Origin of the sequence: Ruegeria sp. HKCCA0370 (genome assembly GCF_013033705.1) — a bacterium.
Classification (GTDB): domain Bacteria; phylum Pseudomonadota; class Alphaproteobacteria; order Rhodobacterales; family Rhodobacteraceae; genus Ruegeria.
This window is the reverse complement of the sequence record NZ_WQEP01000004.1, coordinates 221,088-245,903: the sequence shown is the minus strand read 5'-3', so window position 1 is coordinate 245,903 and position 24,816 is coordinate 221,088. Positions and strand designations below refer to the sequence as shown.

General features: G+C 57.2%; 19 protein-coding genes and 1 pseudogene. 14 read left to right on the top strand and 6 right to left on the bottom strand.

Going from position 1 to position 24,816, the window contains the following annotated elements:
- Positions 1-96: 96 nt before the first annotated feature.
- Complete coding sequence (locus GOW31_RS11365) at positions 97-639, bottom strand: aminotransferase class III-fold pyridoxal phosphate-dependent enzyme (RefSeq protein ID WP_171170123.1); 543 nt, start codon at positions 637-639, stop codon at positions 97-99.
- Positions 640-737: 98 nt separating this feature from the next.
- Positions 738-1,262: a hypothetical protein gene (locus GOW31_RS11360; protein ID WP_217356667.1), complete on the bottom strand. Its 525-nt coding sequence runs from the start codon at positions 1,260-1,262 to the stop codon at positions 738-740.
- Between GOW31_RS11360 and GOW31_RS11355 the strand changes: the two genes are divergently transcribed.
- The gene (locus GOW31_RS11355) at positions 1,248-2,306 is read left to right on the top strand and encodes a LysR family transcriptional regulator (RefSeq protein ID WP_171363253.1); all 1,059 of its coding nucleotides are present in this window, start codon (positions 1,248-1,250) and stop codon (positions 2,304-2,306) included. The genes GOW31_RS11360 and GOW31_RS11355 overlap by 15 nt on opposite strands.
- A 288-nt stretch (positions 2,307-2,594) precedes the next feature.
- Here the strand turns inward: GOW31_RS11355 and GOW31_RS11350 are convergent, their stop codons facing one another.
- Positions 2,595-4,559, bottom strand: a complete 1,965-nt coding sequence (locus GOW31_RS11350; RefSeq protein WP_171170120.1) for a CocE/NonD family hydrolase — start codon at positions 4,557-4,559, stop codon at positions 2,595-2,597.
- Between the two features lie 166 nt (positions 4,560-4,725).
- Between GOW31_RS11350 and GOW31_RS11345 the strand changes: the two genes are divergently transcribed.
- The 11 genes from GOW31_RS11345 to GOW31_RS11295 all read left to right on the top strand — a co-directional run bounded on the left by GOW31_RS11345 (position 4,726) and on the right by GOW31_RS11295 (position 18,099).
- The gene (locus tag GOW31_RS11345) at positions 4,726-5,388 is read left to right on the top strand and encodes a helix-turn-helix domain-containing protein (RefSeq protein WP_171118256.1); all 663 of its coding nucleotides are present in this window, start codon (positions 4,726-4,728) and stop codon (positions 5,386-5,388) included.
- Positions 5,385-7,424 carry an NADH:flavin oxidoreductase gene (locus GOW31_RS11340; RefSeq protein WP_171170119.1) on the top strand — a complete coding sequence of 680 codons (2,040 nt, stop codon included), beginning with the start codon at positions 5,385-5,387 and terminating at the stop codon, positions 7,422-7,424. The genes GOW31_RS11345 and GOW31_RS11340 overlap by 4 nt, the downstream gene beginning before the upstream one ends.
- 108 nt (positions 7,425-7,532) lie before the next feature.
- Entirely contained in the window at positions 7,533-8,225 is a 693-nt protein-coding gene (locus GOW31_RS22270) for an XRE family transcriptional regulator (protein ID WP_171170118.1), read from the top strand.
- Positions 8,226-8,318: 93 nt separating this feature from the next.
- The gene (locus GOW31_RS11330; RefSeq protein WP_171170117.1) at positions 8,319-9,878 is read left to right on the top strand and encodes an ABC transporter substrate-binding protein; all 1,560 of its coding nucleotides are present in this window, start codon (positions 8,319-8,321) and stop codon (positions 9,876-9,878) included.
- Between the two features lie 54 nt (positions 9,879-9,932).
- Complete coding sequence (locus tag GOW31_RS11325; protein ID WP_171118247.1) at positions 9,933-10,877, top strand: ABC transporter permease; 945 nt, start codon at positions 9,933-9,935, stop codon at positions 10,875-10,877.
- The gene (locus GOW31_RS11320) at positions 10,858-11,736 is read left to right on the top strand and encodes an ABC transporter permease (protein WP_367396971.1); all 879 of its coding nucleotides are present in this window, start codon (positions 10,858-10,860) and stop codon (positions 11,734-11,736) included. Before GOW31_RS11325 ends, GOW31_RS11320 begins: the two co-directional genes overlap by 20 nt.
- Positions 11,736-12,722: an ABC transporter ATP-binding protein gene (locus tag GOW31_RS11315; RefSeq protein ID WP_171170115.1), complete on the top strand. Its 987-nt coding sequence runs from the start codon at positions 11,736-11,738 to the stop codon at positions 12,720-12,722. Before GOW31_RS11320 ends, GOW31_RS11315 begins: the two co-directional genes overlap by 1 nt.
- Positions 12,719-13,720 (top strand): ABC transporter ATP-binding protein, encoded by a 1,002-nt coding sequence (locus GOW31_RS11310; protein WP_171170114.1) that lies wholly within the window; start codon positions 12,719-12,721, stop codon positions 13,718-13,720. Before GOW31_RS11315 ends, GOW31_RS11310 begins: the two co-directional genes overlap by 4 nt.
- Positions 13,717-15,735, top strand: a complete 2,019-nt coding sequence (locus GOW31_RS11305) for a CocE/NonD family hydrolase (RefSeq protein WP_171170112.1) — start codon at positions 13,717-13,719, stop codon at positions 15,733-15,735. The genes GOW31_RS11310 and GOW31_RS11305 overlap by 4 nt, the downstream gene beginning before the upstream one ends.
- Positions 15,736-15,764: 29 nt before the next feature.
- Positions 15,765-16,619: an alpha/beta fold hydrolase gene (locus GOW31_RS11300; protein ID WP_171170109.1), complete on the top strand. Its 855-nt coding sequence runs from the start codon at positions 15,765-15,767 to the stop codon at positions 16,617-16,619.
- Between the two features lie 16 nt (positions 16,620-16,635).
- Complete coding sequence (locus tag GOW31_RS11295; protein ID WP_171170107.1) at positions 16,636-18,099, top strand: M81 family metallopeptidase; 1,464 nt, start codon at positions 16,636-16,638, stop codon at positions 18,097-18,099.
- Positions 18,100-18,196: 97 nt separating this feature from the next.
- Here GOW31_RS11295 and GOW31_RS11290 read toward each other — a convergent pair.
- The 3 genes and pseudogenes from GOW31_RS11290 to GOW31_RS11280 form a co-directional block, all read right to left on the bottom strand.
- Positions 18,197-18,880 (bottom strand): annotated as a pseudogene (locus GOW31_RS11290) (IS6 family transposase).
- 1,149 nt (positions 18,881-20,029) lie between these two features.
- Positions 20,030-21,139, bottom strand: coding sequence for a ParB N-terminal domain-containing protein (locus GOW31_RS11285; protein WP_171170105.1), 1,110 nt, complete (start codon positions 21,137-21,139; stop codon positions 20,030-20,032).
- Positions 21,136-22,443 (bottom strand): AAA family ATPase, encoded by a 1,308-nt coding sequence (locus GOW31_RS11280; RefSeq protein WP_171118234.1) that lies wholly within the window; start codon positions 22,441-22,443, stop codon positions 21,136-21,138. The genes GOW31_RS11285 and GOW31_RS11280 overlap by 4 nt, the downstream gene beginning before the upstream one ends.
- 696 nt (positions 22,444-23,139) lie before the next feature.
- Between GOW31_RS11280 and GOW31_RS11275 the strand changes: the two genes are divergently transcribed.
- Positions 23,140-23,610: a DnaA N-terminal domain-containing protein gene (locus GOW31_RS11275; protein WP_254441695.1), complete on the top strand. Its 471-nt coding sequence runs from the start codon at positions 23,140-23,142 to the stop codon at positions 23,608-23,610.
- Positions 23,611-23,650: 40 nt separating this feature from the next.
- Complete coding sequence (locus GOW31_RS11270) at positions 23,651-24,790, top strand: aminotransferase class I/II-fold pyridoxal phosphate-dependent enzyme (RefSeq protein ID WP_171170101.1); 1,140 nt, start codon at positions 23,651-23,653, stop codon at positions 24,788-24,790.
- Positions 24,791-24,816: the final 26 nt, after the last annotated feature.

The following is a 24,816-nucleotide window of genomic DNA, read 5'->3' as shown; positions in this document are numbered from 1 at the left end:
ATGAGCCCCAGGCGCGCCCTTTCACCTCGGCCCAGACACTGTCCAAGGCGGCTTTCAGGATCGCAGTTGCCTCGTCGATCTTATCTTCGTTGATAATCAACGGCGGCATAAAACTAATCGGATCGGGAGGGACGGACCGCAAGTACAGCCCCGCGTGTGGGCGCGATCCTGCACCATCGTCCCCACCTTCAGCGCCGGATCCCACAGCGCACGCGTCCCTTTGCCCTGCACCAGTTGAATACCGCAAAACAGACCGATCCCGCGCACATGACCGATCAGATCTATGTCGCCATAGATTTTCAGCGCCTCCGACGCGACGGCGGCACCGACAAGGTGACCAACATAGGTGAACTCGTGGCCCAACACGCTGGATGCGTCTGAGCTCAGCATCAGATCGTCAAAGAAATCCTGCCGGAACATGATCGCCGATATCGGGAAAAACGCAGCGGTCAGCGCCTTGGCGCAGGTGGTGCTATCAGGGGTTAGATCGAAGGCCTCTACGCCCCAGTAATGCCCGGTGCGGCCAAAGCCGCAAACGGTGTCGTCCACATGGAAATGAATGTCATACTTCCGAATCACGGTCTGCATCGCATGCCAATTTCCCTTTGGCGGGCGGATCGCGCCGCCGCCGGATTGCATCGGCTCAGCAAAGAAACGCGGCGATTGTGTCTGGTCCCGCCTCCAGCACGGTGGCTTCGAACTCGGCCGCCATGCGGGCAGAGAATTCCTCCTCGGTTTCACTGGCCTCGGCATTTAAATAGTAGTTCGACGTCGACAGCTTGAAAAATCATGCATCGGCAGACCAAAGCCCGCATGAATGTGAGGCTGGCCGGACAGAGCACCGCTGCTTTCGACGTTAGTGTGCGCGCTAAATCCGCGGCTCTTGGATAAGACCTCCCGTAAAATGTCGGCGCGAAAGGCAATTCCTGCATCTGATCCATGGCCGCCCGCGCCAGCCAGTCGTCATGATTACCCAATGACACGCATCCCAACCCGAAAAAGCCGTCTATGATACTTTGCCCATCATCCGTTTCAATCCGGACCCCTTGGCCGCGCGTCACCATCGCGGTGGGGCCATCTCGCTGGTGCAGGCGGGCGTTCGTCTGTCCATGCACATGGAACTGACGGTCCCAAGCGCGGGGTGAAACGACATCTGCGAGCTTGTCCATATGGATCTTGATCATCTGTGCCGGGCGTATTCTTGGCGAAAAATTATTGAGCAACACTCGCGTTAATCGTAGGTTTTCATGAACAACTTTCATGCAGAGATCAGTATGGAAAATCCCCGACTAGACATCCGCCACCTGCAGATGATCCGCGCCATTGGGAAAACCGGTCGCGTCGTTGACGCGGCCGATGAGTTGGGCCTGACACCGTCAGCGCTGTCCCACAGAATCCGCGAAGCAGAACGCAGGCTGGGTGTGCCCCTGTTTGAACGCATGCACAAGCGTTTGCGCATGACGGCAGCCGCCGAGTATCTTGCCCGATTCAGCGACAAGTTTCTGAGCGAGATGTATGTGATCGAAGATGAAGTGCGTCGGATGAATGCGGGCATTGATCACGTCGTGCGCATCGCGGTGGAAAACTACAGCGCCTATCACTGGTTCCCCGCGTTTCTGCAAATGTTTCGCGCTAAACACCCAGCGATCGATATTCAGATAATGGCTGGTTACCGTCGTGACATGGTCACGTCGCTTCTGGACCGTCAGATTGACTTGGCCATCGTCGCCGGAGAGTCGAGCCATGCAGCGACGCGGTCGTTGCATCTCTTTCAGGATCCTCTTGTATTCGTGTGCGCGCCAGAACACCCGCTGGCCGGGGCTGCATCGGTATCTGCACGTGATATCGAAGGGCAAAGGTTTATCACATTCACCAAGATCCCCGAGCCTGATCAAGAATTTGCAAGGCTGTTTCGTGCAGAACGTCGCTATCCCAACTGGACTGCAGCCGTCGAGTTGCCCGAAGCCATCGTCGAATTGGTTGCTGCAAACCAAGGTACAAGCATTCTGGCGCAATGGGCCGTCTCGCCACATGTGGCGTCCAAGCGTATCTTGGCAATACCGCTTGGCCCCGATCCGGTGCTCATGAATTGGAGTTGCAAGTTCCGCACAGACGAGCCTGAGGATGGGCCGGTGCTCCGCGTCGCGCATGCGCTTCAGGACTGGGAAATCGCTGGAAGGGCGTCTCGCCCCGCTACTGTGTCTTCGACAAGGATCAGCGCGTCACCCATGCCGCAATCACCGAGAACAAGCGCCTCAGTTCCGTCCCGGAGTTCATCGAAGAAGAACAGGACAAAGCGCCACTGAAGAAACGATGTGCTGGCAAACAACGCTCAAGATACAAGCCAAACGGCAGTCGCAATGACGGTTGAATCTCATTGGCTGATCGTAAGCGCATCAACGACCGCCAAGCCAGATGGGGCTACGATTTATGAAGCCTCTGCACTGTCAGGCTTTGCTACCGCCGCGCACTATAGTGATATTTGTACTTTGCAGAACCAGCGACACTTCTACTTGATTGCAACCAGTGCCGAGAGATTGAAAACCTGCAATACAGCTAACACTGGTTGGAGGAAACCACTTGCGCTGCATTGATTAAGATTTACGCCAGTGCCGTGTCATGAAGATTTCTTTGTTCCATGTAACAATCAGTTCAGCATCCACCGTCGTATGCCCGAGCGATGAACACGCAGTCAAAGAAACTGAAACCTCGGCGGTTCCGTCAGGTCGTTCAAAAATCATTTTGTGATCAACGTTTGTCTCTTGCTTGACGACATCCGAGGTCTTCAATCTATGCACCATGCCTGTTTCGTAGCTAAAAACAGTACCCATCTGAGGGAATGCAGTCTTCACCAGTGGTTGGCGCCAGCCCATCTCGATACAGTTGTCACGGGTTTTATTCCAGCGTGTCAGCCTGTCAGCAGCAGAAGTGAAATGCGATTTCTCTTCTGGCAAATCTTCTGCAGGCGGAAGAGGTTCGCTTAAGTCGGAAGGCTTATTGGCCATCAAAGGAAGAACAAGTTCTCCATCATCCAGACTCAGGTCACCTTTCGGTGCCGCCGCGTGAATGAGGGGCCAGTAAAACGAAGAGAACGCAAGACGGATGCGATGTCCTTTACGGATACGGTAGGCGGTCGAGTGAAAACGGATGTCTGCGTTAAATGCATCGGTTTTTGCCGAGGGCGAAATGCGATCCAGGTTCTCATCCAGCGACAGATTCCTGACGCCATAGGTTATACGTGCCGACACGCCGTCAGAATTTACATCACTGAGTCTTGCGATAATCTGATTTGGTTGGCCTTTCGTTTCTCCATGTAACCTCAAAACGACCGACCCATAGATTATCAGATCCTCTGTAAGAGGCGCTGTTTCGAAAACCAAAGAACGGGAATCATCAAAGTTTTGATCAAGGGGTAAACCGCCGGTTCGGCCAAAATACCCTGTATCCCCTGCGCTTTGCCCCACCGTCGGATCTGCTGGAACGATCCACCGCTCGTGGTTGGTATTGGATTTTAGTGAAGACAGGGAAATTTCCTGAACTTTTGTTTCTTGGATCGTTGGGCCACTTTCTATCCATTTCCCTGTGGCCATGGATAAAAAATCCTGCGGATCAACGTATTCGCGTAACCAAACCCGAAGCCGCGGCCAGTTTGGCGTTTGAGACGTGTCTGACTTCAGCCAGTGATCCCACCAATCCAGAGCCAGTTTCTGAAACCCGACGGCGGGTCCGGGCGACCCTTGATCTGGATAGTGGTGACCCCAAGGGCCAACCACCCCCCAAACCTGGGTCGGTCGCGCATCAACCAGAGACATTACCGAATTGGAATAGCGATCGCTCCACCCTCCGATAGCCAGAACCGGGACAGAAAGTGCATCTGCTTGATGAATGACAGAACCGTGTCGCCAGTATTGCCCCCTACCATCCTCGCGCAGCCAGTTTTCCAATGGAAACGTAAGGTTCTCAATTCTCTCTTTCCACAGCGCTTTCCAATCTGTCCCGACATTTGCCGTTGGAGGCGAGGCCAGAATAGCCGGAAGCGTCGCACCCCATTCGAACGTATCCGACAAAACGCAACCACCCATATAGTGGATGTCATCCTCAAAACGGTCATGGGTTGCGCAAACGGCGATCGCCGCCTTCAGCGCATCGGGCGCGTTCACACTGGCCTGCAACGATGCCGTACCGCCCCAGGACGTGCCGAACATTCCCACACGGCCATTGCACCAAGGTTGCGCAGCCAGCCACTTGATCACTTGTCGCGCATCGTCCAGTTCAGCCTGAGCATACATATCCGGCATGTGCCCTTCGCTGTCGCCCGAGCCCCGCATGTCAACCCGAATGCAGGCGTAGCCGTGGGCTGCAAAGTAGGGGTGGTTCCTTTCATCGCGCGCGCGCACCATGTCGGTTTTGCGGTACGGGATGTATTCCAAAATGGCAGGAACAGGCATCTGTGTTACCGGGCGCCACAGACGGCCTGCCAAACGTACGCCATCAGGCATTTCGATCCATAGATGGTCTGTCTCTGACACTTTGAAGGGATGATCGGTTTGATCGGTCATTTTGATCCGCCGCGTGGAATCCATGTCTGCCTCACTTCTGCAAATCCAGATCGAACATGCAATAGTTTCGTGCTATTCGTCCAAAAATAGAATTTGACTTTAAAATTCTAGTCTGCTTTCAATTTGGGTAGAGTTCATCCACTCTACTCATTTTTCGGAGACCCGCATGTCATCTGACAAAGTTGTCGCCTTGCCATCCGCTATTTCTTCGCTGGGCAGCGAGGTTCGGCAGTTACGCAAAGCCCGTCAGCTTACGCTGAAGCAACTGAGCGAAGAAGCGGGCATCTCGCTCAGTCACGTGTCGGCGATTGAGCGCGGGGTATCCAAGCCTTCTGTTGACGTATTGCAAACTATCGCCAGCGCGCTCAGCGTCACGCCAGATTGGTTCTTTGCCCGCCGCGCTGGGGCGGGTCCAATGGAACAGGCTTTTGTTGTGCGCGCCCAGAACCGTCGAGCCCTGAATACCCTGTACGGTCAGGACGTGGCAGAGCTGGGCTATACCGATCATCTGCTGTCCAGCTCGATCGGAGGACAATTCTATATGGGCATGGCGGTCTACGCACCCCATTCAGAACGCCCGGACGACCCTTTGCAAAAACACGAAGGCGAAGAGCACGGGCTGGTTTTAGAAGGCGAGCTGGAGATGCAGATCGGGGATGAGTTCATTACCCTGCGCGCCGGGGACAGCTACAGCTTTGACGCACGAATCCCGCACCATGCCCGCAACCGCACCGATCAGGTCTGCCGGTTGATCTGGGCCGTCTCACCTGTCGTCATTCCCAAGGATGTCGTCGCAACGCAGCCTTCTAACCGGGAAACGTCCTCATGAGCAGCGACGCCCTGTTGCAACCCTATCAACTGAAGCACCTGACCCTGAAAAACAGGATCATGACCACCAGTCATGAACCCGCCTATCCCGAAGACGGAATGCCTAAGGAACGCTATCGCGCCTATCACGAAATGCGAGCGAAAGCCGGCGTTGCGATGACGATGACCGCTGGCTCTGCCACCGTCAGCCGTGACAGCCCCCCGGTGTTCAACAATATCCTCGCCTACAAAGATGAGGTCGTGCGCTGGATGGGTGAATTAACCGACGCCTGCCACGCCCATGGCTGCGCCGTGATGATCCAGCTGACCCATCTGGGTCGGCGTACCGGTTGGAACAAAGGTGACTGGTTGCCGTCAGTTTCTCCATCGCACTACCGGGAACCCGCGCATCGGGCCTTTCCGAAGAAGATGGAAGACTTCGACATCGAACGGATCGTGACCGACTATGCCGATGCGGCTGAACGCATGCAGGCCGCCGGATTGGACGGGATCGAGTTGCAGGCCTACGGGCATCTGCTGGACCAGTTCTGGTCGCCGCTGACCAACACGATGGACGCACCGTTCGGAGGTGATCTCGACAACCGGCTGCGCTTTGGCTTCATGGTACTGGATGCGATCCGCGACCGTGTAGGACCAGAGTTCATTGTCGGCGTTCGCTATACTGCCGATGAGGTTGAAAAGGGCGGCATCACCGAGGAAGAAGGGCTCGAGATCGCGCGCAGGCTGCGCGACAGCGGTCAGGTGGATTTCCTGAATGTCATTCGCGGGCGCATTCACACCGACCCTGCCATGACGGACGTGATCCCTGTGCAGGGCATGAAAAGCGCGCCGCATCTGGATTTCGCCGGGCGGGTGCGGGCCGAAACGGGCATGCCGACCTTCCATGCTTCGCGCATCCCTGACGTGGCGACGGCTAGACATGCGGTGTCCTCGGGGCTTTTGGATATGGTGGGGATGACCCGCGCGCACATGGCCGACCCGATGATCGTTTCCAAGGTTCAAGCCGGACAGGAAGATGACATCCGGCCCTGCGTCGGCGCGACCTATTGTTTGGATCGAATTTATCAAGCGGGCGAAGCGCTGTGCATCCACAACCCTGCCACCGGGCGTGAACTGACCATGCCGCATGTAATACCTGCGGCGGACACGCGCCGCCGGGCAGTCATCGTCGGCGCAGGTCCCGGTGGGTTGGAGGCCGCGCGCGTCGCCGCAGAACGCGGGCACGATGTCACCGTTCTGGAAGCCGCCCCCGAACCTGGTGGGCAGGTGCGCCTTACAGCACAATCCAAGCGCCGGGCCGAGATGATCGGGATCGTCGATTGGCGTATGGCGCAATGTGCTGCGCGGGACGTTCAGTTTCAGTTCAACACATATGCCGAAGCCAGTGACGTGACCGCGCTGTCACCGGATATGGTCGTGATTGCGACCGGGGGCCTGCCGAATACAACGATCCTCGATTCGGGCAATGAGCTGGCGGTATCCGCCTGGGATATCCTATCCGGCGACGTGCAGCCGGGCGAAAACGTGCTGATCTATGACGATGCAGGAGATCACCCCGCCCTGATGGCCGCCGAGGTCATCGCCGCCTCCGGCGCACGGGTCGAAATCATGACCCGTGACCGCAGCTTTGCGCCCGAGGTTATGGCAATGAATCTGGTGCCCTATATGCGCTCTTTGCAGAAAACCGGAGCCAAGTTTACCGTCGCACGAACGCTGCAAGCGATCGAAAAATCAGGCAATCAGCTGCAAGCCCATATCGGCACAGACTATTCTGATCTGGTCGAAAAAAGGGAATATGATCAGGTGGTTGTCAATCAAGGCACGCAGCCTTTGGACGATCTCTATTTTGATCTTAAACCTCTGTCGCGCAATCGCGGAGCGGTGAATCAGGGTGCGCTTGTCTCCGGCACAGGCGACCTGTTTCCGCAACCCAATCCCAGCGCCAGATTTGACCTGTATCGCATCGGTGACGCCGTATCGGCACGCAACATTCACGCAGCAATCTACGACGCCCTGCGTATGGGCATCCAATGGTAGCAAGCGCAGGGAGGCAGCGCCAATACAGGAATTTTGAATAATTTTTCTTGCGGAGAATAAAAACAAACGTAGGATTTCCGACATACCCAGCGAGCGTAGGGAGGATTCGTGAGCCAGGGCAAATCGAAAAAACAAACCCGCACCGCCAGCGAAGAGGGCCTTGCAGCCTTCGGTGCCGAGGTGCGCCAGCTGCGCAAGGCGCGCCAGATGACCCTGGCCGAGCTTGCGACCAGCAGCGGTGTTTCGATCAGCCATCTCAGCGCGATCGAGCGCGGAACCGTCAGCGCGTCTCTCAACAAGATCTCGCGCATTGCCGATGCTCTTGGCGTTCCTGAGGAATGGTTTTTCAACCACCGCCCCGGCTCTGGCCCGTTGGAGCGCGCCTATGTCGTGCGCCAGTCCAACCGACGAAACCTGAACATGCTGTATGACGAACCGGCCGAGCAATCGGGTTATGCCGATCAGTTACTGTCCAGCTCCATCGGCGGTGGGTTTTGTATGGGCGTCTCGGACTACCGCCCTTATTCCGAACAGGTCGTAGACCAATATTTCTCGCGCGATGGCGAGATGCACGGGGTCATTCTGGACGGTGAGCTGGAACTGGTGCTTGAGGACGAAACCGTAACCTTGCGCACCGGTGACAGTTTCAGCTTTCCCGGAGACATTCTTCACGTCCTGCGCAACGTATCCAATCAACCCGCGCGCATGATCTGGGTGAACTCACCCGTGATCATTCCAAGATTCTCAGCGCTCGGCGCTGATGAGCAACTGCCACAGTCACACAAGAAAAAGAACGGATAACGCCTGCTGGCACCTGAAGTCGCGGGCACGCCTGCCCGCAAGCAACCAAACCGGACAGATGCCCGGATACGAAGACAAACAGGGAGTAAGCAAATGAGTTCGATTTTCAAAGGGGACGTTTCCCGACGCTCCGTTCTGGCCGGTGCCGGTGCATTGGGCGCAGCCAGCCTCGCATTTCCCCATATGACAGTTAGTGCCGATGGCTCAGTTCTGACCATCCGATCCTATAGCGATTTGCAAGTGCTGGACCCGGCCTTCTGGCTGGCTCTGCCCGAGGCCGACATCATGCGGTCGATCTATGCCCCGCTGGTCTCAAACCAACAGGGCGATGAGTGGAACTGGCGCCCCGTTGCTGTTGAAAGCATCGAACAGCTGGACGATCTGACCATCGCCTTCAAACTGCGTGACAAGATCGGGTTCACGGATGGTTTTGGTCAGATGACCGCCGATGACGTGAAGTTCTCGATCGAGCGTATCGCTGACCCAGCGAATGAAAGCCCCTATGCGGGTGACTGGAGCGCGCTGAAAGAGGTCGAAGTAAAAGACACCCTTTCGGGCCTGATTCATCTGAAAAACAAATTCGTGCCGCTGTGGACAACCACGCTGCCGACCCCCGCCTCCTGTATCGTTTCGCGCAAAGCGGTCGAGGAAGTCGGCGGAAAGATCGGGTCAGAGCCTGTGGCGCAATCTGGCCAGTACATTCTGACTGAATGGGTTCCCAAGCAGAAAACCGTTCTAAAGCGCAACCCGGATTGGGCTTATGAACCTGGCGGGTATGAGGAAATCCACATCCTGCCCATTGAGGACCCCTCGACAGCCGAGCTGGGTTTTGAAGCTGGTGATCTGGACTACACCTGGACTTCGGTATCCTCTCTGCCGCGGCTTAAGGAAAACCCGCCGGCGGGATCGGTTGTCGAGGAAAAACCCTCGCTGGCCTATGTCTGGCTGGGCATGAACCAGGACAACGAAGCACTGAAAGACGTTCGCATCCGCCGTGCCATTCAGCACGCGATTGACCGGCAGACTGTGGTTGACGCGGCCTATTTCGGCGCAGCGGCCGTGGGCAACGGTATCATCGCCCCTGGCCTGCCGGGCAGCCGGGATAGCGTGACATACGACTACGACCCCGATAAAGCGCGCGAACTGCTGGCCGAAGCGGGTGCGGAAGGCATGACCGTCACGCTCGACATCCTGAACCAGTCCGAACGCCTGACGGCGGCTCAGGTCATACAGGCCAATCTGGCCGATGTGGGGATCACCTGCGAGATCAAGCAAAATGACAGTGGGACGTTCTGGACGCTTGGTTCCAAGGACGGCGACTATTTCATGGATCTTCAGTTGGTGCTCAGCCGGTTTTCGATGAACCCTGACCCAAGCTGGGCGACGGTCTGGTTCACGCCGGAACAGGTTGGCGTCTGGAACTGGGAACGGTTCAACAACGCGGAATACAAGGCGCTGCACGAAGAAGGTCTGGTCGAAAGCGATCCGGCCAAGCGTGATGAGGTCTACAAGAAGATGCAAGGTCTTATGGATGAAAGTGGCTGCTATGTCTTCCTGACGCACGAAGTGGTCGGCCTGATCCACAAGGATACGGTCAATCCGGGCCTGAAACCGAATGGCGAGCCGCTGCTGCCGCTGTTCAAACGCGCCTGATCCACGCAAACGGGCGGCGTATGGCCGCCGCCCGCACGCCTATAGGGGGCGCGTATGCTGAGCTATTTTTTCAAACGGCTTGGGCTGGCTGCCGCGATCGTTTCGGTCGCCATGTTCCTGCTGTTTTGTATGATCTACCTGATCCCCGGCGACCCGGCCTCGGTTGCGCTGGGGCCCAGGGCAACCGAGGAAATGCGCGCCGCCCTGCGCGAAAAAATGGGGCTGAACCAGCCGGTTCTGGTTCAGTTCTGGAATTTTTACATCGGGGCCTGGACAGGTGATTTAGGGGATGAGGTTCTATCGGGTCGTCCCGTCACTACGGTCGTGTTCGAACAACTGCCCTATACGCTGGCCTTGATCGTCGGCGGCATCACGTGGTCGGTTGCGCTTGGTATTCCGCTGGGTTGCTGGGCGGCGGTCAGCCGCGGCAGCTGGGCCGACCGGATCGTTGGCATCCTGTCCGTTGCAGTGATTGCCGTGCCCTCGTTCGTGATCGCGATTTATGCGCTGCTGATCTTTGCCGTTGAATTGCGTTGGCTACCTGCCATTGGCGCAGGCGAACCCGGCAATCTCGGCGATCAACTCACGCACCTGGTCCTGCCTTCGCTGGCGGTTGGTCTGGGCTGGGTCGGCTATATTGCCCGCATGGTGCGCGCTTCGATGCTCGAAGTGCTTGAGGCCAGCCATATCCGCACCGCCCGCGCCTTTGGCCTGCCGGATCGAACGATCACCTACCGCTATGCCCTGTCGATTGCGATCCTGCCCACGGTCACGTTGCTGGGCGTGGGCATCGGTCAGATGTTGTCCTCGGCTGTCTTTGCCGAGATCGTCTTTGCCCGCCCCGGCGTTGGCAAGCTGGTCTATGACGCCATCCTGACCCGCAACTTCCCCATTGTGACAGGAACCGTTCTGATCACGACAGTCCTGTTCGTTCTGCTCAATCTGTTGGCAGACCTCATCATCGGAGCTTTGGATCCCCGTGTCAGAAGCAGTTTCTAACCCCGCCCCCGGGCGCATGGCCGAGCTGTGGCGCCCGATCCGCAAAATCCTGCGTGAACCGCTGGGCGCGCTGGGACTATTCCTTGTGCTGTTTGTCATCTTTGGCGCCGTGTTTGCCGATTTTCTCACCAGCTGGGACCCGACGAAAATCAACCCGCGTGACCGGTTCCAAGGCCCAAGCGCGCAGCATCTGATGGGCACCGATCAGCTGGGCCGGGATCTGTTTGCCCGGGTGCTGCATGGTGGACGGATTGCGCTTTTTGTGGCTTTGGTCTCGACTGCTGTGTCGCTGGTGATAGGCATCGTTCTGGGCTTGATCGCGGGCTATGGGCCGCGTTGGCTGGACAATCTGATGATCCTTTTGTTCGACGCAATGAAAAGCTTTCCGACCGTCATGCTGGCCCTTGCGCTGGTCACGCTTATGGGGCCGTCGCTGACCGCCGTTATGGTCGTCGTTGTTCTGGTCACCGTGCCCGGTTACGCGCGGATCATTCGCACTCAGACTATCGCGTTGAAGACGTCAGAATATGTCACGGCGGCGCAAAGCATGGGCGCTTCTTCGGCGCGTATCCTGCGGGTGCACATTCTGCCGAACGTCATCGGTCCGCTGGTTATCCTCGCATCGATGGACATCCCAGTCGTCATCGGCATCGAAGCAGGGATGAGTTTTCTGGGCCTCGGTGTGCGCCCCCCGACCCCAAGCTGGGGCTCGATCCTGAATGACGGTTTCACCAATATCCGCGATACTGCCTGGATCGCGATTGCTGGCGGCGTGCCGATCATCATCACAACGCTGGGCTTTACCTTTTTGGGCGAGACGCTGCGGGACGTATTCGATCCCCGGCTGAAAGGACGCTGATGACCACGCTGCGCATAGAAAATCTGAACGTCAGCTTCTCGACCGAGGCCGGGCCGCTGCACGCGTTGAAAAACGTCAGCTTCGATGTGCCCGAAAACCGGATTGTCGGTATCGTGGGCGAATCTGGCTGCGGGAAATCCACCCTGATCAACGCCATTCTTGGATTGCTGGCCGACAATGGCAGCATCGACAGCGGATCGATCCTGTTTGAGGGGCAGGATGAGCTGACCACCCTGCCCCCGTCGCGCATGCGGGACCTGCGCGGCCCGCGCATCGCAACCGTGTTTCAGGACCCGATGGGCGCGCTGAACCCTGTGATCTCGGTCGGCAAACAGATGCTGAACATTCAGTATCGCTCGCCCCTTTCAAAGGACGAAAAGCTAAGCCGCGCGGTCGAGATGCTGGAATTGGTGCGCATCCCCGATGCCCGTGCGGCGCTGGCGCGGTATCCGCACCAGTTCTCGGGAGGGATGAAGCAACGCATCGCCATCGCCATGGCCTTGATGATGGAGCCCGCTCTGCTGATCGCGGACGAACCCACAACGGCGCTGGATGCGACGCTTGAGGTTACGACAATCGAACTTCTCAAGGACCTTCAGCAAAAGATCGGCTGTTCAGTCATGTTCATCTCGCACCATCTGGGTGTCATCGCCGAGCTCTGTGACGATGTCGTGGTGATGTACGCCGGGGAAGTGGTCGAGCGCGGTACCGTCCGTCAGATATTCCAGGATCCACGCCACCCCTACACAGCGCGGCTGCTGGAATGCGACCCTGCGCGGCAAAGCGAGCGCACCCGGCACTTGCCGACGATACCCGGAGAAATCCCCGATCTGCGCGCACGGCCCGCGGGCTGCATCTTTGCCAACCGCTGTGACCGGGTAAGCGACGCGTGTTCGGCCCCGCCACCTGACAAGGACATCGGGGAAGGCCATGTCGCCCGCTGCTTTGTCGCGGACACACCAGCAGAAACCGGAGTGACAGCATGAGCAGCGATCCGATTCTCAAGGTCGAAGATGTTCAGGTCTCGTTTCCGGTCGGCGGACTGGGACGCCGCAGCGCGATCCTGGGTGTGGCTGGGGTGAGTTTTGAGGTCAACCGCGGCGAGACCTTTGCCCTGGTCGGCGAAAGCGGTTCTGGCAAAACAACGCTTGCGCGGGCCGTGAACGGTTTGCAGGAGATTAGTGCCGGCGCCATCACTTTTGAGGACCAGCGCATCGACGAGTTGGACCGAAAGGCGATGAAGCCCGTTCGCAAACGCATGTCGATGATGTTTCAGGACCCGGTAGGCTCCCTCTCACCCCGCATGACCGTCGGCGATCTGGTGACCGAACCTTTCCGAATTCACGGTATAGAAGGGCGCAATCTGCGGGATGAAGCTGACCGCCTGCTGACACTAGTGGGTTTGCCGACCAGCTTCGCGTCGCGTTTCCCGCATCAGCTATCGGGTGGACAGGCCCGACGTGTCGGCGTCGCGCGCGCCATTGCGCTGGACCCGGCGCTGATCATCGCGGATGAACCCACTGCGGGCCTTGATGTGTCGGTGCAGGGCGAAGTTTTGAACCTGCTGAATGATCTGCGCGAACGGCTGGGTCTGGCGATGGTGATCATCACCCATAACCTGCATGTGGTGCATCATGTGGCGGACAGAACCGCAGTCATGTATCTGGGCCGCTTTGTCGAGGCCGGAGACACCGAACAGGTGTTCAGTGCGCCTCAACACCCCTATACGGCGGCGCTTCTGTCAGCCAACCCCGAGCCCGACCCGGATAAGACACATGACCGGATCACGCTGCCGGCCGAAGTCCCCTCATTACTGGCCCGCCCATCGGGATGCGAGTTCCACACCCGCTGCCCATGGGCGCAATCGCGTTGCAGTGTGGATGCGCCGGAGCGGCAGGTTGCAAACGGGCGCGCTGTCGCCTGTCATTTCCCTTTGGAACCCGGCGCCCGCCCGCCGGAACTAGCAGAAAAGGCAGCGTCATGAGCGATATAGAGGTCATTGAAACCGTTTGGATTCCAATGCCTGACGGAACCAAGCTTGCTGCCCGGCTCTGGCTGCCCGAAACAGCCAGAACTTCACCGATGCCCTGTATCCTCGAATATATCCCCTACCGGCGTCGGGATCGCACGCGTATGCGCGATGAAAGCATGCACCCGCATTTCGCAGCCGCCGGGTACGCCTCAATCCGCGTCGACATAAGAGGGTATGGCGACAGTGAAGGCGTGTCCGAGGATGAGTATTCCCACCAGGAAATCCAGGACGGCCATGACATTGTCCAATGGATAGCCGATCAGGACTGGTGCGACGGAAATGTCGGCATGTTCGGCAAAAGTTGGGGGGCGTATAACGCGTTCCAAGTTGCGGCGACCCGGCCCCCGGCACTTAAGGCAATCGCTCCGGTGATGGGCACGGATGACCGATGGCGCGAGGATATTCACTTCTACGGCGGCTGTTTGGCCAATGACAATTTCTGGTGGGGCTCAATCATGCAGCTCTACAACGCTATGCCGCCGGACCCCGAAATTGTCGGAGCTGATCGCTGGCTCGACATGTGGCGCGAACGTTTGGAAGGCGCTGAATTCTGGCCCGCCATGTGGCTGGAACACCAAACCCACGACGAAATGTGGCGACGTGGTTCGATCTGCGAGAGTTACTCGGACCTACAGGTACCGGTCTACTTCTTTGGCGGCTGGATGGATCTGTATCGGGACACGCCCTTCCGCATTGCAGAACACCTCGGCGGACCAGTCAAAATCCTGATGGGACCTTGGGCGCATCTTTACCCACATGAAGGGGTGCCCGGCCCCAAGGCCGATTTTGTTGGCGAGTTAATCCGTTTCTGGGATCATTGGCTAAAAGGGATCGACACGGGGTTAATGGATGAACCCCCATTGCGGTTTTTCTTGCAGGACAGCGCGGCGCCTTCGGGGACCCATCTGCAACGCACGGGGCGCTGGGTCGAAGAACCGTCTTGGCCGTCGCCCAATATCGCCGAGCAAACGTTCTGGCTGAATGACCAAACTCTGGGCGAAACGGCACAGTCAGGGACTGCGTTGTCCATCTGCTCGCCACAGAGCTTCGGTGCCGCTGCGGGCGATATGTGCTCTTTCGCCATTCCCGGCGATATGGCAGAGGATTGCCGGATCGACGCTGGGGGGGCATTACAGTTCAAGGGGTCACCCCTGACCGAACCGCTGGACTTGTTGGGTCAGCCCAGCGTTGACCTGACGGTGTCGGCGGATCAGACGCAAGCCTATGTCGCCGTGCTGCTGGTGGATGAGGCCCCGGACGGCGCGCAAACGCTGATCGCGCGGGGATTTTGCAATCTCAACCACCGCGACAGCGACACCCAACCTACGCTGATCACGCCCGGCGAAGACATGACCGTTACGGTTCCCTTGTACGGAACCGGCTATCATGTTCCCGAAGGCCACCGCATCACATTGCAAATCGCCTCAGCCTATTGGCCTGTTCTTTGGCCTGCGCCGCAGCCGGTGACACTCATGATCAAGCCCGGCATGTCCCGGCTGACCCTGCCGATCAGAGTCCAGCCTGACGGCAGCGCCGAGCCGCGTCCGCTGCCGGAACCGGAGCCACCAACCGCGGCCCCGCGAAAAACCCATGTTCGCAATGGCTCAATGGAACGCTCGGTCCACACTGATCTGACGAATGGCGAAGTGACCCACCGGTTCTTTCTGGATGGCGGTGTGTTTGGTCCGGTCGGCGATTTCCGTCTTGACGACATCGGAACGGTGCTCAGCGATGTGTCCGACCGGCGCTACACGATCCACCCCGGCGATCCCTTGTCTGCCGTCGCCACAATGGAGCAAACGGCCGGTTTCGATCGGGACGGCTGGTCCGCGAAAATCTGGACCTATTCCGAGCAACGGGCAACGGCAACCGAGTTTCACCTGACCTCACGCCTAAAAGCCTGGTCAGGTGGTGAACTCATTTTCGAAGAAGAAAAGACGCACACCATTCCCCGCAACGGAATGTAGCGCATCCTTGCGGCCACAGGAGCCTTCCAATGTCAGTCTTCCCCGAATTTGGTCTAAAATCAGAAACCTATCAATTGACCATGGGCGGCGTCACCATGCGAGTCGTGGTTGAAGGCGAAGGGCCTCCGGTCGTGTTCGTCCCCGGCGGAGATCAGACGGCTGAGGCTTATTCCGAACAATTCTCGTGCCTGTCAGACGACTTTAAATGCATCACTTATGATCCACGCGGCGCGGGTGACACGCAATCGCCCCCTCCGCCCTGGTCGATGCAGGATTACGCGGCCGATTGCGCTGCGGTGATTGATGCATTCGCTGGTGGTCAGGCCGCTGTCTGCGGGTTGTCACTGGGCGGGCTGGTCACGCAGCAAACCGCAATCGACTTCCCGGAAAAGGTGCGACTGGCAATTCCGATGGGCACCTCGGCCTATATCGACGGGTTCACTCGCGACTGGATGCAGGCCGAGATCGACTTGCGCAAGGACGGCATCACTCTGCCTGATTATTTCCTTGCCCCGCACTATGCCGTTTACGCCTTTCCGGCCAAAGCGCTGCACGAGCCTGAGCTTTGGGAGCAGCTCAAAGCATCCTACACCGAGCGTTTTCGGAATCGCGACCCGCAGGCAACAATTGATCAGTGGGAAGCCTGTCTGAAATTCGACTGTCGTGAAGGGTTGAAAACCTGCCCGGTCCCGATGCATGTCATCGCCTTTTCCGAGGATGTTCAAACCGCTCCGGTCATGTGCAAGGTGGTTTCTGATCTTGCGCCGAACGGCGTGTTCCATGAAATTCCTGGCCTAGGTCATGTTTCGATGACCCGCCACAAACCAGAAATCGTGGCGGCAAAACTGCGTGAGATTTTGACCGCCGAATTGGTGCAGCAATAAGCGGCTGAAGGGTCAGATGAGAATTGCTATCGCAGGATTTCAACACGAAACCAATACCTTCGTCGCCACTCCAACGCAGCTGAGCGATTTTGAGCAGGCAGATAGCTGGCCGGAAATGCTTTGGGGTCAAGACGTTCTGAACATAACCCAAGGTATGAACCTGCCCATAGCGGGTTTCGCAAAAACTGCCTTGGCGGATGGGGTCGAATTACAACCTATCCTGTGGTGCGCTGCTGAACCGTGTGGCAAGGTTGCGGATCACGCCTTTGATACCATTGCCGGACATATCACCAATGCGCTTGCGAACATGACGCAGCTTGATGGGGTCTACCTGGACCTGCATGGGGCCATGGTCACAGAGTCTTTGGATGATGGGGAGGGAGAGCTGTTGTCGCGGATCAGACAGGTCGTCGGTCCGGACCTGCCGCTTGTTGCAAGCCTCGATATGCATGCCAATATCTCGAGGCAAATGGTGGATCTGTCGGACGCGATGACCATTTTCCGCACCTATCCGCACCTCGACATGGCAGAAACAGGCGCGCGGGCCTTTCGAATGATGCGCGACATCTGCACAAATGGCCCGCCCGCAAAAGCGTGGCGTCAAGGGGAGTATCTGATCCCGCTGCACAGCCAGTATACCGAAGTCGCCCCCGCCAAAACGCTGTACGCCGCGTTGGATGTCTTCGACGGGCCAAACGCGCGTCTGGTTGAACTCGCCGTTGGGTTTACTGCAGCGGATACGGCCGATTGTGGACCATCTGTCTTGGCCTACGGCGAGTCACAATCCGATGCCGATGCAATGGCCGCGCAGATATTCGCAAAGCTGCAAGCGGCGGAAACGCAGTTCGATACCTCTCTGCTTAGTCCGAAAGATGCTGTTGAAACTGCACGGCATGCAAATGGCAAAGGGCCTGTAGTAATCGCTGATGTGCAGGACAATCCGGGGGCTGGAGCGTCGGCCGACACGACAGGGTTGCTACGTGAGTTGATGCAACAAAACGCCCCCTCGGCCATTCTCGGGTTGCTGAACGACCCGCAACTGGCGGCAAAGGCCCACGAATTGGGCGAAGGCGCGGAACTCGAAGCCGAGATTGGTGGTCGAGGTCCCGGCGACGTTCCTTTGGCCTCAAAGGTGCGCGTGCATCACCTAAGCGATGGCCGATGTCGTTATTCGGGCGAAATGTATGGCGGCGGCGTTGCTACGATGGGTCCTTCGGCCGCCTTACAGCTGATTGGAACGCAAATCCATGTCCTAGTCACCAGCATTCGAAATCAATGTCTGGATCTGGCGCAAATACGTTTGTTCAATCTGGAGCCGGCAGACGCTCGGATACTATGTGTCAAAAGCACAACCCACTTCCGAGCCGACTTTGAACCCATCGCGCAAAAAGTCTTGAAATGTGCCGTACGGGGGCAGTTTCCGTGTCAGCTCAATGATGTCAGGTATACCAAGCTGCGACCGGGCGTGCGCATAATATAAGGGTGTCAAAGTGCCTCAGCGTCGTCTCCGCAACAGTACGAAACGGATCTGTTGCAAAGTTTCTTATTGACCGAAGAGTTGAAACCGAACCCGCGGCTTATGCCGCCAGTTCTGCAAATTGGCGTAACGGGCAGACCGCAGGCGTGAGTTGGCCTTTGCGGATCATATGCGCCACTTCGATCCCGTCCAATGTAACCGCCGCTGAAGCGAAGGCCTTGAACCCCAACATAGGCCGTGTTCGTCTCTTGATGCAGCGATGGTCCTGTTCCACGATGTTATTTAGATACTTCCGCCTGACCATCTCGACTGCGATCGGGCAGCGAAAGCCTTTCGGCATCTTGTTTATCGCTCTGATGCCAGCCGTGTTAGCTCCGTTTTTGTCGATGACAATCTTTCTCGGGTGGCCGTTGACCTCCAGCAGCTACGCGAAAAATGTGGCGGCGGCGGGTTTGTTTCGACGCTGCGAAAGCATGAAATCAAGTGTCTTTCCGTTCCTGTCGACAGCGCGATAGTGACAGACCTACGCTCCTTTTACCTTGATGCAAGTCTCTTCCATTCTCATGGAACAGTCGCACGGCCCCTTTCGCCTGCACGCGACATCGGCAATTGCACTAGCGTATTTTGTGACCCAACGGTTCAGTGTTGCATGATCCAGATTAACGCCGAGTTCCGCCATGATTTCTTCCAGGTCACGGCACGACACACTGTATCGAAGGAAGACGAAATCCGAGTACAAGATGACGTCTTTCGGAAATGCGCCCTTGAAAGAGATCGTCGCGATTGGCTCCTGTCATATTCTAGCCCGCGTTAACAGAACTTCGTTCAAGCTGACAGGTGGAGACAGAGTTTGCGATAAAACCGGCGTCAGCTGAACGGCTTAATGCTGATTGGACTGCCGCACGGCGGGCCCGTTCGCTAGGAAATTCTCTTGCCCAGTCACACATCGAAACCCTGATGGGCGAATTACCGTCGCACTGCAAGATCGTCGCTGCCATTGATGGGTACCCGGCCTCCCTCGCATGGCTGGGGGTGTGGCTGGAGACCATACGATCTGGCTCGGTGCCGAGCGTTTTGGCCAGACGGGAACCATTTGTGATCTCTACAACCATCACGAGATTGACCCGCGGTCGTCACATCCGTGTTCATGCCGCGACTTGAGAGGGTCCGGTTGTCTGAGATCGATCACAGGCCAATTGCGAACTGTGTACGAGGCGCACAACTGGCCTGGCCAGAGTAACTATTGAACTCCATGAAACCACACTCACGGTCGGTTGAATGCCACTCGGGGGAACCAGCCCCCGAGTGCAGAACGTACTGAAAACACTCACTCACGGTTAAACCGCCACCGTATCATCGCGGTCAGGTGGTGGGTCGAAAGCATGTCAAACATAGGGAAGAATGAAGTCGGATTTCTTTATTACACTGTAGAGCAGCAAAGCATTGCCAACCGCAGGTGTTTTCAGGCCGCCTCTCCGCTTGTGCGCATAATTTTTGGTTTTTGATCCTTACTTTTCCACAACACGATTTCACTATAACATTTGATAATTTTTCTTATCATATGTAATTGCTCTAGCCGAGATTGTGTGCAGTGAGTAGCCGTCATATCACCTTATTCCCGTGTCACATATTGCATGCCGAAATCTCGAGCAGATATCGGGCGCCCTTCCGTGATCTGAACGTACGAACCCGAACAAGACGCCGTGGTTTTAGGCCCCGACAACACTCCGTGAAAATGACCGTTCCTGAACCAACGTCGATGACTGAAGCCACAAACCCCGTCTCAAGCTGCGGCAGCATCTATCACGGGACACGAATTCAAGGCAAAACAACTTATGGGCAGTAATCCCTTGCTGAGAACGTCCAGGCATTAGCGACAAGACAAAGGCGCCGGATTCGACCGGCGCCTTTTCTCGGACCTTCAAACCAAACCTTACCCGTGGGTAAGATCGTCTTCCTCGGGAAGAGCATCGATGAAAGCAGCTATTGCCGCCTCAAGTTTGCTGCGATCAACACGCGTAAAGTCCAAATCATATCTCAACTCAATTCGACCACTGGATGCCGAGCACTTGGCGATCCCTGCCCGCCCTGATACCTGAAACGTGGTCTTTGCACGTCGTGGTTTATCGGCGCTTTCAACCGGAGCCTTCTTTGCCACGCTTGTTTCCGGCGCGCCCAGAAATGACCTGAGGATAGCAACCTCACGCGCTCCGTCACGGTCCGGCTCGCTCATGACCGCGGCACTCACCTGGCGCACCAGACCGGGCGTTGCATCCAGCTTGCGCTTCAGCTCTACGCCTACGTTGCGCGGAATGTCGTTCGGGTGTTTCAAAACCTTGTCCAACATCATCAGCAAACTGGCAAATGACCTAATGTAACTCCGCTTTGTGTAACTGGCGGATTTGAACAGCGTGGAAACCGCCTTGTCTACATCCGGGCAATCATTTGCCGGGTCTTCGGCATACGCGCGCGCCAGAGCACCCATTTCCGCAAACGAGATATCCTTGCGGATCAGGTTCTCATCCACCATGCGCCGGTAGCTGCTGTCGAGATCGCCCGCCTCTGAAATACCCGCTGGAATTCTGGCATAGGACTCATCGCCCGTTTCTTCATACAAGGCCCGATAGGCAGACAGGCGCCGCATCCCCTGGATCAGTTCAAATCGTCCGTCTGAGCGACGCTCAAGTCGGATGGGGTTGGACAATCCGATTTCCTGAATTGACGCTTTTAGCTCGTCCAGTTCCGGATCCGGCCCGGGTTTACGATCCCGCGTCAGCTTTTCAAACAGAATGTCAGACAATGCTACACGTTCGGTCACCAGACCTTCGGAACGCAGGCGCACAAGTTCATGCGCAAGACGATCATTTTCGGCGCGAATGGATTCTTCCGTCGATTGCTGGTCGCGCAGCGCATCGGCATTTTCCGAAATGGCCGCAGCCATCGGGCCCCGCCGCTTTTCAAGAACCTTGTCCGGAACCTTGCCGACAGGAATGTCATCCATTGCGGGCAGGTCGATATCAAACATTCTGCGCTTGCGGCTCATGCGTCATCCTCCAGCTTGTCCCAGGCAGACAGCATCACACCTCGGAATTCCTCGTAAACATTGTCGAACGTCGAACGGGCCCGACGCCAGGTTTCGCGGGTCATTTCGCGATAATCCATTTCGTACACCGAGCTCAGAAAGCGGCCGGATTGCTCGACCGCGCGGGTCATTTCAACAGGGTGCTGGGCGACGTGGTCTCCGAAGACTTTCTGGAACGCGTCGAACATCGCCAGATGCAACGCGTTTCCGGGCTCGTACCTTGTAAGCAGGAACCGCAGTTCGCAGAAGGTTTTGGGAAGACCGATCTTACCCGTGGGTAAGGTTTTGTCGAACCCGTAGGCCAGGTCCTCCAAAGCTTCTGCCAGCTGACCGATAAAGGACGTGGTCGAGTCATATTCCCAGTACCCGGGGCCAGACGGGATGTACAACATGTCCGCCGCGAACACCGCGTTCATGGACTGATACCCAATGGCCGGCGGGCAATCGAACAGGATCAGGTCATAGGCGTCGTCAGGGATTTGATCCAGATACCGGGACACTGCGGCAAAGAAAGACCATTCAGGGTTCAGGTGGCGATACTGTGCCGAGGCAAATTCGACGAAGGCCGCGTTCGCACAGGATGGGATCGCATCGATGGTGGACCAGGACGTCCGCCTGATGAAATCGCTGATCCGCAGATCTCCAAGCCCCATATCCGTGATCGCCGGGGGCAGTTCCCGGCGGGGCAGGGCGGTGCCGGACTCGGCCGCGGCGGGCCGGTTGTTCATCCGCTCGGTCTCGCGGATCAGGTCACGCGCCATGATCCCCCAGACAGTGTAATCCTCGGCGACATCGGTCAGGCCCATTGAATGGCTCAGCGTGGCCTGCGGGTCGAAGTCAACGACAAGAACACGGTACCCATCAAGCGCGGCAGCATGCGCAAGATGCAACGCCACCGTTGACTTGCCCGCCCCGCCCTTGAAGTTCGCCACAGCCGCGCGAATGGCCCGCTTGCCCTCGGGACGCGGTGGCATGAGGGATTTACGATTCACCTTGAGCCGCCGCCGCAACTCATTCACCTCCTCCAAGCTGAACCAGCGCTGCCGCCCCTCGGGCTCAACCTCGCCTCCGGGCAGAGACGGATCAGCGGCCAGCTTTCCGCGAAAGGTTGACTGGTTGACCCGGAAGATCAGCTCGGACACTTCCCAGCTCGAAAACCGGCGGAGTGTCTTCTCCATCTCGGGGCTAAAGGTCTGCTGACGAATCCACCCCTGGAGTTTGAGAGATTGATTGCGCAATGCATTCAGGTCTTCGTGCGTGTACATGCCTCATGTCTCTTTGTTTGGAACGTAAATTTCTGTTCGTTTCTTATTTACGCCCGATTTGCGCTTTACGCAAAAGAAAATATGATGAAACTCAAATCTTACCCACGGGTAAGAAAACAAGGCCCTGCAAGGCCATCGCCGATTCGGCAGCGCAGAAGTTGAAGGGTGACGATTCGCAACACGCCCTCAACCGTATTTAGGGGGGCATTCTTACTGGACCGGCGATATATGGGGGGACACAACAAGCCAATAAGGGGACATCCAGAACGTCCCCCTTCACCAATACTTCACCAGATTTCTTTTATTTTTTGATCTGGATTGGCGCAATTTTCTGACCTGTTTCAGACTCTTCTTGACAGAATCGAAGCTTTGGACGCTAATTAAGCCAAGATAACGAAAAGCGTTGGCAAACAGCGCGAGATCGGCGGGACACACCCGTCTGAGGCAGACAGAGCGGTGAGAACGGGTATGCAGCTGGCTAAACCGGTCGGGCGAAATGCGGCGGCCTTGAAATATGATATACTTTCTGCGCTCACCATATATGCGTTGTCAGGCGACAAGCATCGGCAACGCAGCGTACTGCGTGTCATCTCATTGATTACGACACGATATAACTGGCGAAACAACGAATTATCGATTGGACGCGAAGAAATTTCGCGCCTTTGGTCAGTGAACGAAAGGACTGTAAAGCGCGAAATGGCCAGATTTCGCGCATTAGGTTGGGTAACGGTCAAACGGCCTGCTGCACGGGGCCGGGTCACGGTCTATGAAATCGACCTCAAACAGATCATGATCGATACGCAGGAGGTCTGGCCGATCATAGGCTCCGATTTCCAGGCCCGGATGAGCGAGGATTCCGAGCCCGTTACAAATGTCGTGCCTTTCGCGGCAAAATCCCCGGGGCCTGAAATCAACACCCCCGAAGCCAACCCCGAGGATGTCTGGTCGCAGGTGCAGTCAATCCTTCACGGGCGCGATCCCGAGCTGTGGGCGAGTTGGTTCCAGCATCTGTCCGAGTCGGAAAGGGCAGGGGGGCGCGTCATTCTGGTTGCACCCTCGCGGTTCATGGCGGATTACATTGCACAGAAATGGACGGCACGATTGCTGGCCGCCTACAGCCGCGTCGATCCCAGTATCAGAACGGTTCATGTAAACGCAGCCGATTGAGGCTGTCAGGTGCGCAGCACGGCCGAGCAAAGGATGCATCATGATCAACCGAAATTTTCAACCATTTCGGGTCGAACAGTTTCTGTCCGAAACGGAACACGGGGTGGTCTTCAATTTCTCGGAAAGCGGCGTTCATCCCATGTCGTTGCAGGGATTGGTAGAGCTAGCCGGGATTGATCTCGACGCTCTGCTGAAGACGATGATCGACTATCCGCAAGTCAATGGAAAGCAATCCCTGCGCGACACCATCGCAGGCTTGTATCCGGGGGCCTCGGCAGATGGGGTATTGGTCACGGTCGGGGCAACCGAAGCGAACACGCTGGTGGCCAACACCTTGTTGGAGCCCGGCGACAATGCTGTGTGTTTCCGACCGACCTATGAACAGATTTCAGGAAACGCCGCCAATCTGGGCAACGAAGTGCGTTGGGTCGATCTGATCGAATCCGCAGGGTGGGGCATAGACGCAGAGGCGCTGGAGAGGGCGGTCGATGACAGAACCCGCATCATCCATGTAGTGAACCCGAACAATCCAACGGGCCGTATTCTGACCGAAGCGGATCGCGCCCGTATCGTATCGGCTGCCGAGCGCGTTGGCGCCTGGATCGTTTCAGACGAGGTTTATGCCGGAACCGAGCGGGAAGGTGACACCGAAACGCCTTCGTTCTGGGGAAGTACGGACAGGGTTCTTGTGGTGAACTCCATGTCCAAGGCCTATGGGCTTCCGGGGCTGAGGCTGGGATGGCTGGTTGGGCCCGAAGACATCATTCAGCACTGCTGGCGGCGGCACGAATATGCCTCGATCGCGGCATCCATGTTGTCGATGGAACTGGCGGACAAGGCGCTTGCCGAACCGGCACGGTCCAAGTTGAAGGCCCGCGCGCGCCGTCTGATCCGCACGGGGTTTGACGTTCTCAAGGAAGAACTGGCGCGGCATCAGGGGGTGTTTTCAGTTGTACCACCTCAGGCGTCGGCCATGTCGTTCGTGCGGTTCAATCTACCGATCGCATCCGAGGCGTTCAGCATGCGCCTGTTGCGCGAAAAAGACGTGCTGGTCATTCCGGGGTCGCGGTTCGGGGTCGAGAACCATTTTCGGTTCAGCTCGGCCCTGCCCGAAGATCATCTGCGCAACGGGTTGGCAAAGTTGAATGATCTTACAGGAGACATCCTGAACGGAAGCTGAGAGTTTGCCGCCGAATTGGTGCGAAT